At 57.8% G+C, this 14873-nt stretch carries 16 protein-coding genes and 1 tRNA gene; 7 read left to right on the top strand and 10 right to left on the bottom strand.

Going from position 1 to position 14873, the window contains the following annotated elements; all coding sequences use genetic code 11:
- Positions 1 to 7: 7 nt before the first annotated feature.
- A complete protein-coding gene (locus EOI86_RS09510; protein WP_127764822.1) occupies positions 8 to 1075 on the bottom strand; it encodes an ABC transporter ATP-binding protein in 1068 nt (355 codons plus the stop codon).
- Positions 1075 to 1884 (bottom strand): DeoR/GlpR family DNA-binding transcription regulator, encoded by an 810-nt coding sequence (locus EOI86_RS09505; RefSeq protein ID WP_127764821.1) that lies wholly within the window; start codon positions 1882 to 1884, stop codon positions 1075 to 1077. Before EOI86_RS09505 ends, EOI86_RS09510 begins: the two co-directional genes overlap by 1 nt.
- A gap of 373 nt (positions 1885 to 2257) precedes the next feature.
- Between EOI86_RS09505 and EOI86_RS09500 the strand changes: the two genes are divergently transcribed.
- Positions 2258 to 2647, top strand: a complete 390-nt coding sequence (locus tag EOI86_RS09500) for a response regulator (RefSeq protein WP_161973763.1) — start codon at positions 2258 to 2260, stop codon at positions 2645 to 2647.
- A gap of 82 nt (positions 2648 to 2729) precedes the next feature.
- On the opposite strand, the gene EOI86_RS09495 is transcribed toward EOI86_RS09500, so the two are convergent.
- Positions 2730 to 3812, bottom strand: a complete 1083-nt coding sequence (locus EOI86_RS09495) for a mandelate racemase/muconate lactonizing enzyme family protein (RefSeq protein WP_127764819.1) — start codon at positions 3810 to 3812, stop codon at positions 2730 to 2732.
- Between the two features lie 113 nt (positions 3813 to 3925).
- Here EOI86_RS09495 and EOI86_RS09490 point away from each other — a divergent pair, with 113 nt between their 5' ends.
- Positions 3926 to 4396 (top strand): GNAT family N-acetyltransferase, encoded by a 471-nt coding sequence (locus tag EOI86_RS09490; RefSeq protein ID WP_240035604.1) that lies wholly within the window; start codon positions 3926 to 3928, stop codon positions 4394 to 4396.
- On the opposite strand, the gene EOI86_RS09485 is transcribed toward EOI86_RS09490, so the two are convergent.
- The gene (locus tag EOI86_RS09485) at positions 4318 to 5283 is read right to left on the bottom strand and encodes a DMT family transporter (RefSeq protein WP_127764818.1); all 966 of its coding nucleotides are present in this window, start codon (positions 5281 to 5283) and stop codon (positions 4318 to 4320) included. The two genes, EOI86_RS09490 and EOI86_RS09485, sit on opposite strands and share 79 nt — an antisense overlap.
- A 133-nt stretch (positions 5284 to 5416) precedes the next feature.
- Between EOI86_RS09485 and EOI86_RS09480 the strand changes: the two genes are divergently transcribed.
- The 3 genes from EOI86_RS09480 (at position 5417) to EOI86_RS09470 (ending at position 7874) form a co-directional block, all read left to right on the top strand.
- Positions 5417 to 5878 carry an Lrp/AsnC family transcriptional regulator gene (locus tag EOI86_RS09480; RefSeq protein WP_127764817.1) on the top strand — a complete coding sequence of 154 codons (462 nt, stop codon included), beginning with the start codon at positions 5417 to 5419 and terminating at the stop codon, positions 5876 to 5878.
- Between the two features lie 153 nt (positions 5879 to 6031).
- Positions 6032 to 7270, top strand: coding sequence for a M24 family metallopeptidase (locus EOI86_RS09475; RefSeq protein WP_240035603.1), 1239 nt, complete (start codon positions 6032 to 6034; stop codon positions 7268 to 7270).
- A 112-nt stretch (positions 7271 to 7382) separates the two neighbouring features.
- The gene (locus EOI86_RS09470) at positions 7383 to 7874 is read left to right on the top strand and encodes a PAS domain-containing protein (protein ID WP_338033045.1); all 492 of its coding nucleotides are present in this window, start codon (positions 7383 to 7385) and stop codon (positions 7872 to 7874) included.
- A 15-nt stretch (positions 7875 to 7889) separates the two neighbouring features.
- Here EOI86_RS09470 and EOI86_RS09465 read toward each other — a convergent pair whose 3' ends face one another.
- The gene (locus EOI86_RS09465; protein WP_161973762.1) at positions 7890 to 8600 is read right to left on the bottom strand and encodes an ATP-dependent Clp protease proteolytic subunit; all 711 of its coding nucleotides are present in this window, start codon (positions 8598 to 8600) and stop codon (positions 7890 to 7892) included.
- Between the two features lie 210 nt (positions 8601 to 8810).
- Between EOI86_RS09465 and EOI86_RS09460 the strand changes: the two genes are divergently transcribed.
- Entirely contained in the window at positions 8811 to 9326 is a 516-nt protein-coding gene (locus tag EOI86_RS09460; RefSeq protein ID WP_127764814.1) for a flagellar basal body-associated FliL family protein, read from the top strand.
- A 64-nt stretch (positions 9327 to 9390) separates the two neighbouring features.
- On the opposite strand, the gene EOI86_RS09455 is transcribed toward EOI86_RS09460, so the two are convergent.
- The 4 genes from EOI86_RS09455 to EOI86_RS09440 form a co-directional block, all read right to left on the bottom strand.
- Positions 9391 to 9918, bottom strand: a complete 528-nt coding sequence (locus EOI86_RS09455; RefSeq protein WP_127764813.1) for a hypothetical protein — start codon at positions 9916 to 9918, stop codon at positions 9391 to 9393.
- 237 nt (positions 9919 to 10155) lie between these two features.
- A tRNA-Lys gene (locus EOI86_RS09450) sits at positions 10156 to 10231 on the bottom strand.
- Positions 10232 to 10346: 115 nt separating this feature from the next.
- Positions 10347 to 10961, bottom strand: a complete 615-nt coding sequence (locus tag EOI86_RS09445; RefSeq protein WP_127764812.1) for a hypothetical protein — start codon at positions 10959 to 10961, stop codon at positions 10347 to 10349.
- Complete coding sequence (locus tag EOI86_RS09440) at positions 10951 to 11652, bottom strand: Crp/Fnr family transcriptional regulator (RefSeq protein ID WP_240035602.1); 702 nt, start codon at positions 11650 to 11652, stop codon at positions 10951 to 10953. The genes EOI86_RS09445 and EOI86_RS09440 overlap by 11 nt, the downstream gene beginning before the upstream one ends.
- A 209-nt stretch (positions 11653 to 11861) precedes the next feature.
- Here EOI86_RS09440 and EOI86_RS09435 point away from each other — a divergent pair, with 209 nt between their 5' ends.
- Positions 11862 to 12608: a DUF502 domain-containing protein gene (locus EOI86_RS09435; protein WP_127764811.1), complete on the top strand. Its 747-nt coding sequence runs from the start codon at positions 11862 to 11864 to the stop codon at positions 12606 to 12608.
- Between the two features lie 5 nt (positions 12609 to 12613).
- Here the strand turns inward: EOI86_RS09435 and recG are convergent, their stop codons facing one another.
- On the bottom strand, positions 12614 to 14698 hold the full coding sequence (gene recG, locus EOI86_RS09430; RefSeq protein WP_127764810.1) for an ATP-dependent DNA helicase RecG: 2085 nt from the start codon (positions 14696 to 14698) through the stop codon (positions 12614 to 12616).
- Between the last annotated feature and the right edge of the window lie 175 nt (positions 14699 to 14873).

The following is a 14873-nucleotide window of genomic DNA, read 5'->3' as shown; positions in this document are numbered from 1 at the left end:
TGTATTGTTATCCGCACAGTGCGGCGGCGACGGCGGAAAGTTCCCCATCGCAGCGTGCCCCTTTGTCGCCGTCGAACAGATGCATGTCCGACTGCTTGAATCCTATTCCGACGCTTTCGCCCCGGCCGACCTCAGTGCCGCCGGATGCGGAGACGACGAATCGGCTGTTGACGGCCTCGCAGGTGACGAGTGTTTCCGAGCCCAGGAACTCCGCCTCGACCACCGTCGCTTTCAGCGGGCCGTCGGCGTCGAGATGCATGACCTCTGGCCGGATGCCGATCAGGTAGTTTTGCGATGCCAGCGTCCCGGCCTTTTCGCCGAAGGCCTGTATGGGGATCAGGTTCATCGGCGGGGTGCCGATGAAACGCGCGGCGAAAACGGTCGCCGGGCGGTCATAGATCTCCCGCGGGGAGGCTGCTTGCTCCACATGTCCTTTGTTCATCAGGGCGACCTGGTCCGCCATGGTGATGGCCTCGACCTGGTCATGGGTGACATAGACCATGGTGAAGCCAAGTTTTTGCTGCAGGGCGCGGATCTCGCTCCGCATCTCATGCCGCAGGCGGGCATCCAGGTTCGACAACGGTTCGTCCATCAGGCAGACCGGGCGTTCCGCGATGATGGCGCGGCCCAGCGCGACGCGTTGCTGTTGCCCGCCGGAAAGCTGGGAAGGCTTACGGTCAAGATAGGGCGTCAATTCAAGAAGGTCCGCCGCGCGTTTCAGGCGCTCGCCCCTTTCACCCACCGGAACCCGGCGGGTCCGCAAGCCGAAAGTAATGTTCTCCGCGACCGAGAGATGCGGAAACAGCGCATAAGACTGGAACACCATGGCAATATTGCGCTTCGCCGGGGGCAGGGCGGTGACGTCTTCGCCCCCGATGGTCACGGTTCCTGAATCCGGGAATTCCAATCCGGCGATGATGCGCAGGGTCGTCGATTTTCCGCAGCCGGACGGGCCGAGCAGGGCGGTGAATTGGCCTGCCGCGATTTCAAGGTCCACATGGTCGACCGCCGGCGGATCGCCCCAGGATTTGGTGATGCCGCTGAGCGATATCGATTTGCCGTCAGGTGTCGACATCAGTTCGACTCCTTTCCGCATATGGTGACCGTCACGCCCGCTTCGGCAAGCGCGGATGCAATGCCGGGCGGCGGGGCCTTGTCGCAGAAGACATGGTCGACATCGGCGATGTGGCCGCCGCGGACATGGGCGTTACGTTCGAATTTCATGTGATCGAGCACCAGAATTGAGGTTCGGCAGTTTCGAAGGATGGCCTGTCGGGCGGCGACTTCCTCTTCATAGAAGTCGAGCAGACCGCCATCCGCATCCACGGCGGCGACGCCGAAGATGCCGAAATCGGCCTTGTAGCTTTCAAAGAAGGCGACCGCGGCGGGCCCGATGATGTCCCCGTCGCCACGGCGGATCAGGCCGCCTGGGATGCTGACATCGAATGACCCGGCCGTATTGCCGATCATCGCGATATTCAGGTTGTTGGTCTGAATTTTCAGATTCGTATGGCTTAGCATCGCGGAAACCACGGCTTCGGGTGTTGTGCCGATTGATATCGACACGGACGATCCGTTCGGAATGGTGTCCGCGACGGCGGCGGCGATCTGCTGTTTGGCGGAATAGCGCAACACTTTGCGCATCCGGTATTCAAGGTTTCCGACGCTGGCCAACTGAACACCACCATGCACCCGGCGCAGCAATCCCTTGTCACACAACCCGTTTACATCTTTGCGGATGGTTTGCGTGCTGACCGAAAAACGGTCCGCCAATTCATCAATCCCGGCAAAGCCGGTCGCGCGCACAAGTTCCGCGATCTCGGATTGTCTTTCCGAGAGCGTGTCGGCATTCGCGCTGAGTGGCTCGGTCGCATAAGATTTCATATGAAACTTATACAGGTTTCATATGACGGAGTCATGACATTCAAATGAAACTCTTCGTCATAAAAGTTGGGGATGGGATCGTTTCATTTTCGCTTGTTGGCGAAACCTGGCCTGTTGCGCGTAACGTTTTCCCCGGCTTGTGAGTATGAAAACCGGATGTCATCAACACGGCTGGATACCGCGTGCGTTCCGGTGGGCTGGAAGGGCATCCATTTTCACCGGCACCGCGTAGAACTTCGGTGCATTGCATTTAAAAGCGAAAACTTGCTCGTGTATTGGATAGCGGCTTTGCCGTTATCCAAGGTCCGCCGGGTAAGGGGCCGTTGCCTGCGTGAACAGGGCGATGGTATTTTACGGGAACATGAACGAAACCATGATGAACACTCACGCCGACGTTAAAATCATCATTGTTGATGACGATCCCGACATTTCGGAATTTGTTCAAAGGACGGTCGAGGCAGCTGGCTTCAGTGCGGTTCGGACCGCTGATGGACGGGAATGTCTCGATATCCTGGATGAAACCAACGCGGTTTGCATCATTTCCGACATCGTCATGCCGGAAATGGATGGTGTGGAACTGTTCAACCAGTTGAGCCAGCGGGCCGACAAAATACCGCTCATCTTGATGAGCGGTTACGAAGGGAAATATCTGGTCAACACAGCCATGCTTGCGTCGGCCAGGGGTCTAACGGTTCTAGGCGCCCTGGAAAAAGGCTTCTCAGCCAGCGATCTCATCGACGTTCTTTCAAAATTGGACCGATGAACAACTGCGCGCCCGTCCCCTGTGGCATGGTGCGCTTTCTTCTGAGCGGGTGAGCCTGAAACAGGCAAATGGGATCGAAACGCTACATCCTGAATCGGTCGACGGCATCCGGATTGAAGCTAAAGCCGTGGCCCGGTCTGTCGGGTATCGCGATTTCACCCTCCGCGATCTCGACGGTTTCGGTGTAGATCGGCGCGAACCAAGGCATATGTTCTACAATGAAACAGTTCGGCAGACTGCCCGCCATGCAAAGCGAGTATTCCGTGAACAGGTGCGGCGTCACCGGAATGTCGAAGGCCGCCGCCAAAGCTGCGGACCGACGGAATTCCGTGTAACCGCCGATGCGTTCCAGGTCAGGCATCAGAATGTCACAAGCCTTGGCCTCGATCATCTGCCGCATGCCATAGCGCGTATATTCGGTTTCTCCCGATGCCAGCGGCGTATCCAGGGCGGCGCGCACGGCTGCGTGGCCCTCGAAATCCCAGCACGGCACCGGCTCCTCGAACCAAGTCAGGTCGAAACGCTCCAATTCGCGGCCGAGCCGTATGGCCTCCTTCGCGGTTAGGCTTTGGTTTCCATCAGCCATCAGTTTGATGTTCGGTCCGATAACGTCGCGCACCGCGGCAACGCGCTCCACATGACTGGCGACGTTCCCTTTGCCGACGCGGATTTTCATGGCGTGATGGCCTTGGGCGATGAATTCGCGCGCTTCCTGTTGCAACTCGTCGATGGAGAGCGACATCCAAAGACCCCCGCTGGCATAGGCGGGAACACTGTCCCGCGCCGCGCCGAACAATTTATGCAGCGGCTTGCCGGCTGCCTTGCCGACGATGTCCCACAATGCGGTGTCCACGGCGGACATCCCGATAATGGGGATGCCCTTCTGTCCGACGAAGTTCAGTGCGTCCCACATTTCCTGCCAGATCGCGGCGGTGTCGTGGGGATCGCGTCCCAGGATCATCGGTTCCAGGTCTTGTATCAGCGCCTCGACGGAGCGGATCCGGGCACCATTGATCGTGAAGGCCATGCCTTCGCCGGATATCCCCTCATCGGTCTCCACCGTGACCAGAACGCAGGTGGCGGATTTGATCGTGTGGATCGCAGACCGGATCTGTTTCGGCAGCGGGACATCGACAACAATGGTGGACAGACCGGAAACGCGCATGAAAATCCCCCCGAGGACCGTGATAAGTCTTAATTTATTGTGTTTAGAATTCGCTCGATGGGACCATTTGACCAGCCCAAATCGTGCAAAACAGTGTTTGTGACGGAGTGGGGATGGCCGACGGCAAGATGATCATGCGCAAAGCGGCGGCGGGCGACTTGGATGGCATACGGGCTTGCGCGGCAGCGTCCTATGCCATGTATATCCCGCGCATCGGCCGAAAACCTGCACCGATGGTGGCCGATTTCGACACTCATCTGGCGCGGGGTGAGCTTTTCGTTGCCGAATCCGGGGGTGCTGTTGCTGGGTATGTCGTGCAGTATCGTCGGGGCGACCATCTGCACGTCGAGAATGTTGCCGTGGACCCCGTTTACCAAGGGCGGGGCATTGGACGCAGCCTGCTGGATTTTGCCGAACAGGCCGCCTTGGCCCAAGGGCTGTCCGCGATTGAACTCTATACGAATGCGAAGATGACAGAGAACCTGGCGCTCTATCCCCGCTTGGGCTACGAGGAAACGGCGCGCGGCACGGAAGACGGCTTCGACAGGGTGTTTTTCCGCAAGGCACTCAGGGCCAAACCATAGGCGCCGAAGGCGACGGCCATGCCGGATGTGCAGAAGATAAGGCCGGCCACCGCCAGACCTGAAGGGACCTCTCCCAACACAGGGATTGCCAACAGCACCGTGAAGACCGGCCCCAGTATGGCGAACAGCGCGCCGCGGGCCGCACCGAAGACAGCCACGGCCTTGGTGTAGAAAACCAAAGCGCCGATCGCGACCAGAATGCCTTGGAAACCGGCCTGCCATGCCAGCGCGGGAAGAGGCGCCTGCATCACCGCGTCCCCGCCGGCCATCAGCCATATCGGCAGAACGATAATCATCGAGAGGACCGAAACGGCCGCCGTGGCCTGAAAAGGCTCAGCCCTCCAGCAACGGGAGCCGACGGTGTAAGTAGCCCAAAGGACACCGCCGATCATGAACAGTCCGTCACCCAGCAATGCATCCGGTGACCAGATATCGGTGCTCAGCCTCATGCCGGACCAAGCGGTCAAACCAATGCCGCAAAAGATGATGGCCAACCCGACCAAACGGGTTGATGACGGCGGGTCCTTCAAGAATATCCATGCCCCCACAGTGGAGGCCGTCAGCATCGTGCAAGGGATGATCACTCCGCCATGACCGGCAGGGGCGAGGGATAGGCCGGTTACAGTGACAAACACATAGGGGGCGCCGGCGCCCGCCGCCAGAACCATGGCGCGTGCTGCGCCAAGGCCGCCGAACCCATTGCGCAGGATCAACGGGGCGAGAACAAGGCCGGCGATGCCAAACCGCAGCATGGCGATGTCCAACGGCGCGAAGCCATCGATGACCGCATCGCGCGATAGAACCGGCCATGCCCCCCAAATCAATGCTGCACCGATGCCAGCCATGAAGCCGATGGCGGGTGAGGTCTGCGTTCGAATGAAGGTCATGGCTTGGTTCCCTGTCCATTGATCGGTGAAAGGACAGGAATAGAATCCTTTTCATGCCTAAATTCTGCGAAATATATCGATCTAGTGATAAAAAACTGCATAAAATTGGGGGTGTTGCAGAAAAGGTGCGCCGATGAGTGAATTGGATGTGTTTGACGTCAAGTTACTGAATTTGGTTCAGGAAGACAGGAACAGAACGTCGGAAGCCTTGGCTGAACGTGTGGGACTATCCGCGACGGCGTGCCAACGGCGCCTGAAGCGGCTGCGGGACGAAGGAGTGATCGCGCGGGAGGTTGCTGTCGTCGACCCCGAAAAGGTCGGCCGCAAACTAACCGTGATCGTCGAAGTCATACTGCAGCACGGTCGACCCGACATCGTCGATGACTTCAAGCGCCGCATGATGAAATTGCCCGAGGTTCAGCACTGTTATTACGTTACCGGGGCCAGCGATTTTGTTTTGATCGTCGTGACGGAAGACATGAAGACCTATGAAGGTTTCATTCACCGGGTCCTCTATGCGTCCAAATCAATCCAGCGTTTTGAGACAACGGTTGTGATGGACACGGTGAAAGCCGGTTTGACCGTCCCGTTGTAATTATCTGTTGCCGATCACCGGTTGAAACGCCGCCGGACAATACACCGTCCTATGTCGCGTCTTTGAACGATTCCGTCGCGGATTGTCGCAGATTTTTGGTGACGCGACAGAACACTCCCTGCATCCGGACTTTATGCAAGCGGGAGCGACGCGATGGCGAATGGGGTAGGGGCCGCGGAGGGCATGGCGCGGACGGTGGCATGGCACAACGGCGAAAAGGAATGGTCGCCGTTTTCCGATGCGGAAATGCAGGGGCGTCAGGATAGGCTGCGTGCGGCCATGGCGGAACAGGATATCGACGCCTGTCTGTTCACCTCCTACCACAACATCGCCTATTATTCCGGGTGGCTGTATTGTAATTTCGGCCGAAAATACGGCTTCGTTGTAACGCCGGACAAGGCGACCTCGATTTCGGCGGGCATCGACGGCGGGCAGCCCTGGCGGCGCACCTACGGCGACAACATCACCTACACAGACTGGCGCAAGGACAACTATTTTGAAGCCGTGCGTCAGTTGACGCCCCGAATCCAGCGCCTGGGTATCGAATTCGACCATGTTTCCCTGGATATCGAACGCCAGTTGAGCGGCGCGCTTCCCGGCGTGGAACTGGTGGATATCAGCCAGAAGACCATGTGGCTGCGGACCATCAAATCGGCGGAAGAACACGCGCTTATCCGGGAAGGGGCGCGGATCTGCGATCTCGGCGGCGCGGCCTGTGCGGAAGCGGTCGCCGCCGGCGTGCCGGAGCATGAGGTCGCGATCGCCTCGACCAATGCAATGACCCGGGAGATCGCCAATTCATTCCCCTTCGTGGAGTTGATGGATACCTGGACCTGGTTCCAATCGGGCATCAATACGGATGGCGCTCATAACCCGGTTACGAACAAGAAAATCGAAAGCGGCGATATTCTCAGCCTAAACTGCTTCCCGATGATATTCGGGTATTACACGGCCTTGGAACGAACGCTTTTTTGTGACCATGCAAGCGACGCGCATTTGGACCTTTGGGAAAAGAACTGTGCCGTCCATCGGCGAGGGTTGGAACTGATCCGACCCGGCACGCGCTGCATGGATATCGCGGCCGAGTTGAACGAGATGTACCGGGCATGGGACCTATTGCAGTATCGATCTTTCGGCTACGGCCACTCATTTGGGGTTTTGTGCCATTATTATGGTCGTGAGGCGGGCGTCGAATTGCGTGAGGATATCGATACGGTCTTACAGCCCGGCATGGTGGTTTCCATGGAGCCGATGATCATGTTGCCCGAAGGCCTGCCCGGCGCCGGCGGTTATCGTGAGCATGACATTTTGATTGTTACCGAGGACGGGGCGGAAAACATCACCGGCTTTCCCTTCGGACCAGAAAAAAACATCATTGGCGGCGGAAAATAGGGGTACATAATCAATATCTTAAGAGGCGCTGGCGGCGGTTTGGCCTGCGGTGACAAGGAAAAAAGTGGATTAGTTTGTGGTTCTTTTACCACTATTGGCCTATCTGTTGCCTATGAACACCATGCTAGCGCGCCCCGCGCGACGCCGATCTCTTAAACCGCCTTCTTTGGAAGAATTCCTAAGCTATTGGGATTCAAAAAAGAGTGGGAGAACTTTCCCAAGTCGGCTGGACCTCGACCCGGTGGATATTCCCAACATGCTGCCCTTTGTTTTCCTGGTCGATGTCTTGGGGCAGGGACATGACTTCCGGTATCGCCTTGTCGGAACCGATATTGTCCGGAATACGAAGAAGGACTTCACCGGCTATCTGTTGTCCGAAATCCGTGAAATCGGCAGTCAGGGAAAATTGATCGAAATGTACCAACGCACGGTGGCCGACAAGGCACCGGTCACGGAACGTCTTCCTTTCAAAACCCGCGGCGGGGTCAAGAAATTCTATGACGTGGCCGTGACGCCGTTGTCCCGAAATGGCGAGGTTGTCGATATGTTGTTCGGATATGCCCTGCATGGCGAAAATGTCGCGCGTTCCGGTGTCGATATTTGACCGGAGCGTAAGGCGTCAATCGGACCGTACCGTGTTCAGGGACGTGATGAAGCTTCCAAATGCTTCGTATAACTGTCGGCCTGAAAAACTCATGTTCAGATCATTTTCGATGATGCCGTGCCGACGGACGAACTGGCCGAATTGCCAGTCGGCACCTTCGATAGCCTTGTGAAAATTCTCCACATACTTTTGCCGTGTCAGCGCGATGGTGGGACTTTCGGAGAAGCCGGCATAACTAACCCCGTGCAGCAGGAATTCGGAATCGGGAGCGGCCCATCGCTTTTTGCCTGCGGCGAAGATGACGACGCAAGCTGAGTTGCATCTGCCGCCTTCTGGGACTTCGACTTGAATGATGCGGCCGGACTGCTGGGCCGCCTCAATCGCGTCAGCCATGAAGAACGCGGTTTCAATATCGCCGCCGTCTGAATTCAGTTCCAGACGCAGTGGCTTGCCGGTGGCCGCGGTTTTTTTAATCGCCGTGCCAAATGCCATGAGGAAGGGCATCAAGTCCGGCCCCCGTATATCGCCGCCGATTTTCAAATGCTCGTCGTCCGACTCGATACCGGCAATGGCACTTGTCGGAAAAAACTGGATCATAAGAACAGCTATGGCCACGCTTACAATGTGCCTGGCAATGGGAGGGAAGACCGCCGCGTTTTTATTGGGCATCGTCTTAACTTTCCCGTCGTTCGGGCATGGAACATGAGCGTGTGGGGAAATCGTCATCGACCTTCTCCTTATAGGCGCACATAGTGCGCTTTTTATGGAAAAAGTCAATTCGGTTACAACGTCATTAAACTGTAATACTAACCGAATCGGATGCGTCGATTTCGGCGAATTGGCCGGATACTGAGCATTCGTGCAGTAATTCATACACTGTTAAGCAGTTTGCCCGTATCGTCGGTTCGTACGTCAGAAGACGGTGAGGGGGACAGAATGAATCGCAACACAGTCCTTGCATTGGGGTTGTTGTTCTTTTCGATCGCGATTCCATTGGTGTTGGTCTATTTCGTGACACCAAGAGGCGGTGGGGGAGAGCTGCAGTTGAGCGGTGCCGCAGAACGCGGCCAGAAACAGGTTTGGTTGTCTACGCCCGCGTTCACGCTGAAAGGCAGCAACGGGGAAAAACAGACACTGGTCGCCGCACTCAAGATGAACAATTCGGAAGATGCCGTCCGGGTATGCAAATACATGCCGCTGGTGCGAGACCGCATCAACGTGATGGCTTCCCAGATCGAGAAAAGCTCTCAGGGCAAGGACGTGATCGAGTCGTTCGAACGGCGTCGACTGCGCAAAGCGCTGTTTGACGTTCTGAAACCGACCGGTCCGGCGGTGGTGAAATTCATCGACGCGAAGATTCCGCCGTCTCAGGCCTTCAATGACGCCCCATCGGTCATTTGCGACGGCCGGCGGCTGGACCCGACGCGCAGCCCGTTGTTCAACGGCAGCTGACGGGAAGATTGATCTGCGTCGTTGTTGTCGGCCGCGGTACGTCCAGCCGATAAAGTGTACCGGTTCAAAGCGCGCCGTTTCGGTTGCCGCCGTTCTTCGATCGGTCCTTTTCGTATTCTTCCATGTAGAACTCGATGGCTCTCTCCAGCCCAATTCTGACGAGAGACTCGATATTGCCCGTCTTGTCCTCGGCAATGATTCTGTCGGCATTCCGGCTGAACCGGTGATCGCCCACGCCAAGCCGTATCCGGCTGCCGTTTGAGGTAAAGAAAATCGGCCGGGCTTCCAGCGAAGCGACATTGTCCTCGTTCGGCGGGCCCTTGCACTGGAACTTCACCATGGGGTCCTGCTCCGCGTGCCCTTCGGATCCGAAAACGGTGAGGATGCTGGAGTGTATTCCTTCTTCGGCGAAGTCTTTCGACGCTTTTTCAAGCAGCGGCAAAATGCCTTCAATGAGGGGTTTCGCCGCCAGGCTCACATAGCTTTCGCGTTCGGCCTTCACCTTGTTCGGGGCCGACTCGCGCTCTCCTTTGCGCTCTTCCATGGCAGCCTTCGCGTCCGCCGCCATCTTGCGAAAGTCAAAACCCGACATCACAGTCTCTCCGTTCCCCCAAACAACCACCTTTCGGATAGGTGATACCATTATCTATCGCTAGAAGGGGATAGTTGACCAGCTATTCGGATACCGTAAACCGAACTGCGGCGCTAATCGTCCACGAGATTGTCTAAATTTTCGCATGATCGTCGAGATCGCCGGGCGACTGTCCGAAACATACGTTGGTCGTGGATTCTCTGAGGGAGGAAATTCGCATCCACGATCACCTGTGGATGGTGAGCCCTGTTGGGTTCGAACCAACGGCCTACTGATTAAAAGTCAGTTGCTCTACCAGCTGAGCTAAGGGCTCTCCGTAACGCGCCGCGGGCGGCGCTGCGTGCGAAGCGGGGCGGAACATAGTCGGGCAAACGGGTGTGGTCAACGCCATGACAGGCGTTTTTTGCATGAGCGTCGGAATGTCCCGCTCAGTGCAGGGGAATGACCTCGTCGGAGTCGATATCCAAGCGGTCCATCAGGACTTGAACAAGGGGCGCCAGCGCATCGAACGGGTCGCCGCTATTGCTGTTCGTCGCAGCGAAACCTTGCCAAATTACCTTGTCGTCCAAATGCAGAGCCGCGTTCATGCGGAAGCCGCGCAAATTGACTTCTCCGGATGTGCCTTGGCCCTGAAACAGGGAGCTGCCGCCACCGGAGGACCAAAGTTTGAGCTGGAAATCAAGCTTGCCTTCCGCGTTGCCCTCGATCTTGCCGATTGAAGTATCCGATTGATCTATCGTTCCCATCACATCGGCGTCGAAGACGAGCGAATAAACCGGTGCCGTACCGTCGCCCGTTGGTGCACGGCCGATATGGTCGATCACCAGTCGGAATTCTTCAGCCAACCTGTCGTTCAGGTCCGAATTCTGCGACGGCTGGGCCCAGATCACGGCATTGTCGGGCAATTGCGCCGCCACCCGTGTCACGATGCGGGCGACCTCGTCCGAATCGGCGGCGGAGGCACCCGTTGCCGGAGTCAGCAGGAATGACAGCGTCAAAAGGGCAGTCAGAAACCGGAAAAATCGTGTAAAATCAATCGCCACGGAATTCTTCAACCATCTCCTGCAAGCGCATGACGTCGTGCAGATGAAGTTGGCTGCCCTCACGGGTCACCAGACCCTTTTTCGACAGATCACTAAGCACGCGGGCAACCGTTTCCCGCGTCGTGCTGACCCGGCTGGCGATGTCGCCATGGATCGGCACGGGCTTGATGACGGCGCTGTTTTCGTCGAGGACCCCTTCATGGGCCAGGCGCAAAAGTTCAGCGTAGACGCGGTTGTTCGCACCCAAGGTGCTGAGATCCATAATTCGGTCGGTCGAAGCGCGAATGACCTGGGCCAGACGATGCATCAAACGCATGGCAACGTCCGGGTTTTCGGCCAGAACTTCCTCGAACTTGTTCCGCGTAAGCGTGGCGACGTCGGTCATGGTAAGGGCGACGACGTTCGCTGACCGGCGTTCGCCGTCCAAAGCCGCCAGTTCACCGAAAATACTGCCGGAACGGATGTCCTCGAAGGCCACCTCGCGACCGGATAACGAATAATTCACGACCCGGACATTGCCGGATACAATGAAATAGACGTCCTTCGACTCGTCTTCACGGTCGATGATCTGTTCGTCTTTCGCGAAGGTATGCCAGCGGCAGCGGGACTCGATATCCTGCATACGCGCAGGATCGAGGCCGGCAAACAATTTTATGCCGCTTAGCGTACGGATCTCCCCCGTCGCGCCCACCAATTTTCTCCCATCCAAACTAATGGTGTATAACTTAGACCAGCTTCACCGGCTTGGCGATAGATTAGACTACCGTGGCACCGAATAGAAATTATTGTGCAAAGCAGCATATAGCCCATTATATGATCTGACGAACCGTTCGGACGATAGGGAGCCGGGCGGTGAGCTTTGTGTCGTGAACTTTTGCCGCCTGTGTCGGAGAAACATACTTGTTAGCAAAATTACGTGCCTATTTTTTCGCTGGACTGCTTGTTCTCGCACCAATTTTTATTACCGCGACAGTCGCGTGGTGGCTGATTGAATTCGTCGACAATCAGATCGTTCCGCTTATCCCCACGAAATACAATCCAGACACCTATATGAAGGATGTCGTGGGTGTAGAGATCGGCATTCCCGGCCTCGGCATCTTAATTCTCGTCGTCTTCATCACCCTGGTTGGTGCGCTCACGGCCGGCATGGTGGGGCGCTGGGTCATCCGTTTGTGGGAATATCTTCTGAACCGCATGCCGGTCATCCGCACACTGTACAACGGCAGCAAACAGATCATCGAAACGGTCCTGAAGTCGCAGAGCGATGCATTCCGGCAGGCCGTCCTGGTTGAATATCCGCGTCGCGGGATTTGGGCGATTGCCTTCCTGACGGCAGCGACGGATGGAGAGGTCGCCGATCTTCTGGAAGGCGATCATATCAATGTGTTCCTACCGACCACGCCGAACCCGACATCCGGCTTCCTATTGTTCGTGCCGCGCCGGGATATCATCGTGCTTAAGATGCCGGTGGAAGATGCGGTGAAGATGGTGATTTCGGCCGGGATCGTGACGCCTGCCTACGCGCCGATCGATCGTGATAAGGGCCAGCCCGCCACCTTGACCAAGGAACAGTTCGAAGAACTGGCAAAACGCGAGGCCGCGGCAACCAAGCAGATCCAGGACAACGCGGAAAAGGGCGACGGCTAACCGGCTTAGCCGGACCGCAGGGTGGCGACGGCCGCATCCCTTTCGAAAAGATAGAGCAGGATGCGCAGCGCCTTGCCGCGTTCACTGGAGAGGTCCGGGTCGCGTTCGATGATCAGGCGGGCGTCATCCCGCGCCGTGGCCAGAAGGTCGCCGTGTACGGCTAGATCCGCCAATCTGAAGACCGGCATGCCGCTTTGCCGCGTGCCCAATAGCTCACCGGCGCCGCGCAATCGCAGGTCTTCTTCCGCGATGACAAACCCGTCTTCGGTTTGCCGCATGGTCTTCAAGCGGCGTTCGGCGGTCTCCGTCAGGTTTGCCCCATATACCAGCAGGCAGGTGGATGCCGCTGCGCCACGGCCGATACGGCCGCGCAGTTGGTGCAACTGTGCCAATCCGAATCGTTCCGCATGTTCGATCACCATGATTGTCGCCTCCGGGACATTGACGCCGACCTCGATGACGGTCGTGGCGACCAGGATTTGTGCCGGTCCGTCGATAAAGCGGGCCATGGCGGCGTCCTTTTCCTTGGCTTTCATCTTGCCATGGACCAGGGCGACCACATCCTCTCCAAAACGGTGCTTCAAATCATCAAACCGTTCCGTCGCCGCGGCGAGGTCGAGAACCTCACTGTCCTCGACAAGAGGGCAGACCCAATAGATCTTCGCGCCCGATTTCACGGCCCGGCCGATTCCCTCGGCCACGTCGTCCAACCGCCCATTGGGGACCAACCGCGTATCGACCGGTTTCCGCCCCGGCGGCTTATCGGGCAGGCGGCTGACATCCAAATCGCCATAAGCGCTGAGCATCAGGGTGCGTGGGATCGGCGTCGCTGTCATGACCAGCATGTCGACGCCGCGTCCCTTGCCGGCAAGGGCCAGGCGCTGGTGCACCCCGAATCGATGCTGCTCGTCGATGACGGCGAGCATCAGGTCCTTAAAGGTTACATCGTCCTGAAAGATCGCATGCGTGCCGATCAGAATTTGAATGTCGCCGACCGCCAACTCCTCCAATAACGCCTTGCGCGCCTTGCCTTTGTCACGGCCGGTCAACACGGCGATGCGTATCCCGGCCGCCTTGGCCAAGGGCTCGATCGTCTCGAAATGCTGCCGGGCGAGAATCTCCGTCGGGGCGAGAAGGGCGGCCTGACCGCCGCATTCGATGGCATTCAGCATGGCGAACAAGGCAACGACCGTCTTACCGCTGCCGACATCGCCTTGCAGCAGCCGGAGCATCCGGCTGGTGGACGCCATATCCGCGCCGATTTCCTTGAGGGCGTCGACCTGGGAGCCGGTCAATTTGAAGGGCAGGGCCTTCATTGCCAATGCCCTGATCCGTTTGTCCCCTTCGATCGAACGGCCGGGTAGTTTCTTTGCCTTGGCGCGGGTGATCGCCAGCGCCAATTGACTGGCTAGCAATTCGTCGAAAGCGAGGCGCTGGCGGTTCTGCGCCATCGCGCTGACATCAGCCCCGGTTTGCGGGTTGTGGGCTTCCTCGATCGCATCATGCCAAGACGGCCAGTCCTTGCGTCGTAGATATTCCGGGTCCAGCCATTCGGGCAATGCCGGTGCCTTCGAAACCGCGGACAGCACCGCCTTGCGCAGAACTTTGGGGGTTAATCCAGCGGTCAACGGATAGACCGGTTCGATCTTTGGAATACTGTCGGCCTGTTCCGGGCGGGTGATGAAATCGGGATGAGCGATTTGCGCTTCCGATCGGAAATACTCGATCCGCCCGCTCACGATGCGTTGCTCGCCGACCGGCAGTTCCCGCTCCAGATAGCCCTTATCCGCATGGAAGAAGGTGAGCGTCAGGGCGCCTGTATCGTCGCGGCAGGCGACACGATAGGGCCGGCGTTTGTCGGGGGGAGGGAAGTGTTTGTCGACGGTCACCTTGATGGTGACGATGCGCCCCGCCGGCGCTTCCGCGATCGGCGGCGAGAAGCTGCGGTCCACGACTTCCCGGGGTAAATGCCAAAGAAGGTTCACCACATGGGGACCCGCCGCCTTTTCCAGCAGCTTCGCGATACGCGGGCCAACGCCGGAAAGGCTGCTCAAGGGTGCGAAAATAGGGAATAATAACTCAGGGCGCACGATTGACCGCACTCGTTTCTGATCAAACTTTAAACGAAGCGGATTATCTGCGACTGCGACCGGAATGTCAGGTGCGAATACCGGGGGCAGCGGTCTGCGGAAACGGTTCGCCGGATAGCAGCTTGCCCTGAGGCTGTCGCCGATGTACCCAACCGGCCTGACGCGGGGCGAAACA

Origin of the sequence: Hwanghaeella grinnelliae (genome assembly GCF_004005845.1) — a bacterium.
Classification (GTDB): Bacteria; Pseudomonadota; Alphaproteobacteria; order UBA8366; family Aestuariispiraceae; genus Hwanghaeella; species Hwanghaeella grinnelliae.
The sequence above is the reverse complement of the archived record's forward strand: the minus strand, read 5'-3'. Positions and strand labels throughout refer to the sequence as shown.

What these genes read in the sequence shown, in the direction of transcription:
- EOI86_RS09510 (WP_127764822.1), bottom strand. Translation starts at nt 1,075, where the DNA reads ATGTCGACACCTGACGGCAAATCGATATCGCTCAGCGGCATCACCAAA.
- EOI86_RS09505 (WP_127764821.1), bottom strand. Translation starts at nt 1,884, where the DNA reads ATGAAATCTTATGCGACCGAGCCACTCAGCGCGAATGCCGACACGCTC.
- EOI86_RS09500 (WP_161973763.1), top strand. Translation starts at nt 2,258, where the DNA reads ATGATGAACACTCACGCCGACGTTAAAATCATCATTGTTGATGACGAT.
- EOI86_RS09495 (WP_127764819.1), bottom strand. Translation starts at nt 3,812, where the DNA reads ATGCGCGTTTCCGGTCTGTCCACCATTGTTGTCGATGTCCCGCTGCCG.
- EOI86_RS09490 (WP_240035604.1), top strand. Translation starts at nt 3,926, where the DNA reads ATGGCCGACGGCAAGATGATCATGCGCAAAGCGGCGGCGGGCGACTTG.
- EOI86_RS09485 (WP_127764818.1), bottom strand. Translation starts at nt 5,283, where the DNA reads ATGACCTTCATTCGAACGCAGACCTCACCCGCCATCGGCTTCATGGCT.
- EOI86_RS09480 (WP_127764817.1), top strand. Translation starts at nt 5,417, where the DNA reads ATGAGTGAATTGGATGTGTTTGACGTCAAGTTACTGAATTTGGTTCAG.
- EOI86_RS09475 (WP_240035603.1), top strand. Translation starts at nt 6,032, where the DNA reads ATGGCGAATGGGGTAGGGGCCGCGGAGGGCATGGCGCGGACGGTGGCA.
- EOI86_RS09470 (WP_338033045.1), top strand. Translation starts at nt 7,383, where the DNA reads ATGAACACCATGCTAGCGCGCCCCGCGCGACGCCGATCTCTTAAACCG.
- EOI86_RS09465 (WP_161973762.1), bottom strand. Translation starts at nt 8,600, where the DNA reads ATGACGATTTCCCCACACGCTCATGTTCCATGCCCGAACGACGGGAAA.
- EOI86_RS09460 (WP_127764814.1), top strand. Translation starts at nt 8,811, where the DNA reads ATGAATCGCAACACAGTCCTTGCATTGGGGTTGTTGTTCTTTTCGATC.
- EOI86_RS09455 (WP_127764813.1), bottom strand. Translation starts at nt 9,918, where the DNA reads ATGTCGGGTTTTGACTTTCGCAAGATGGCGGCGGACGCGAAGGCTGCC.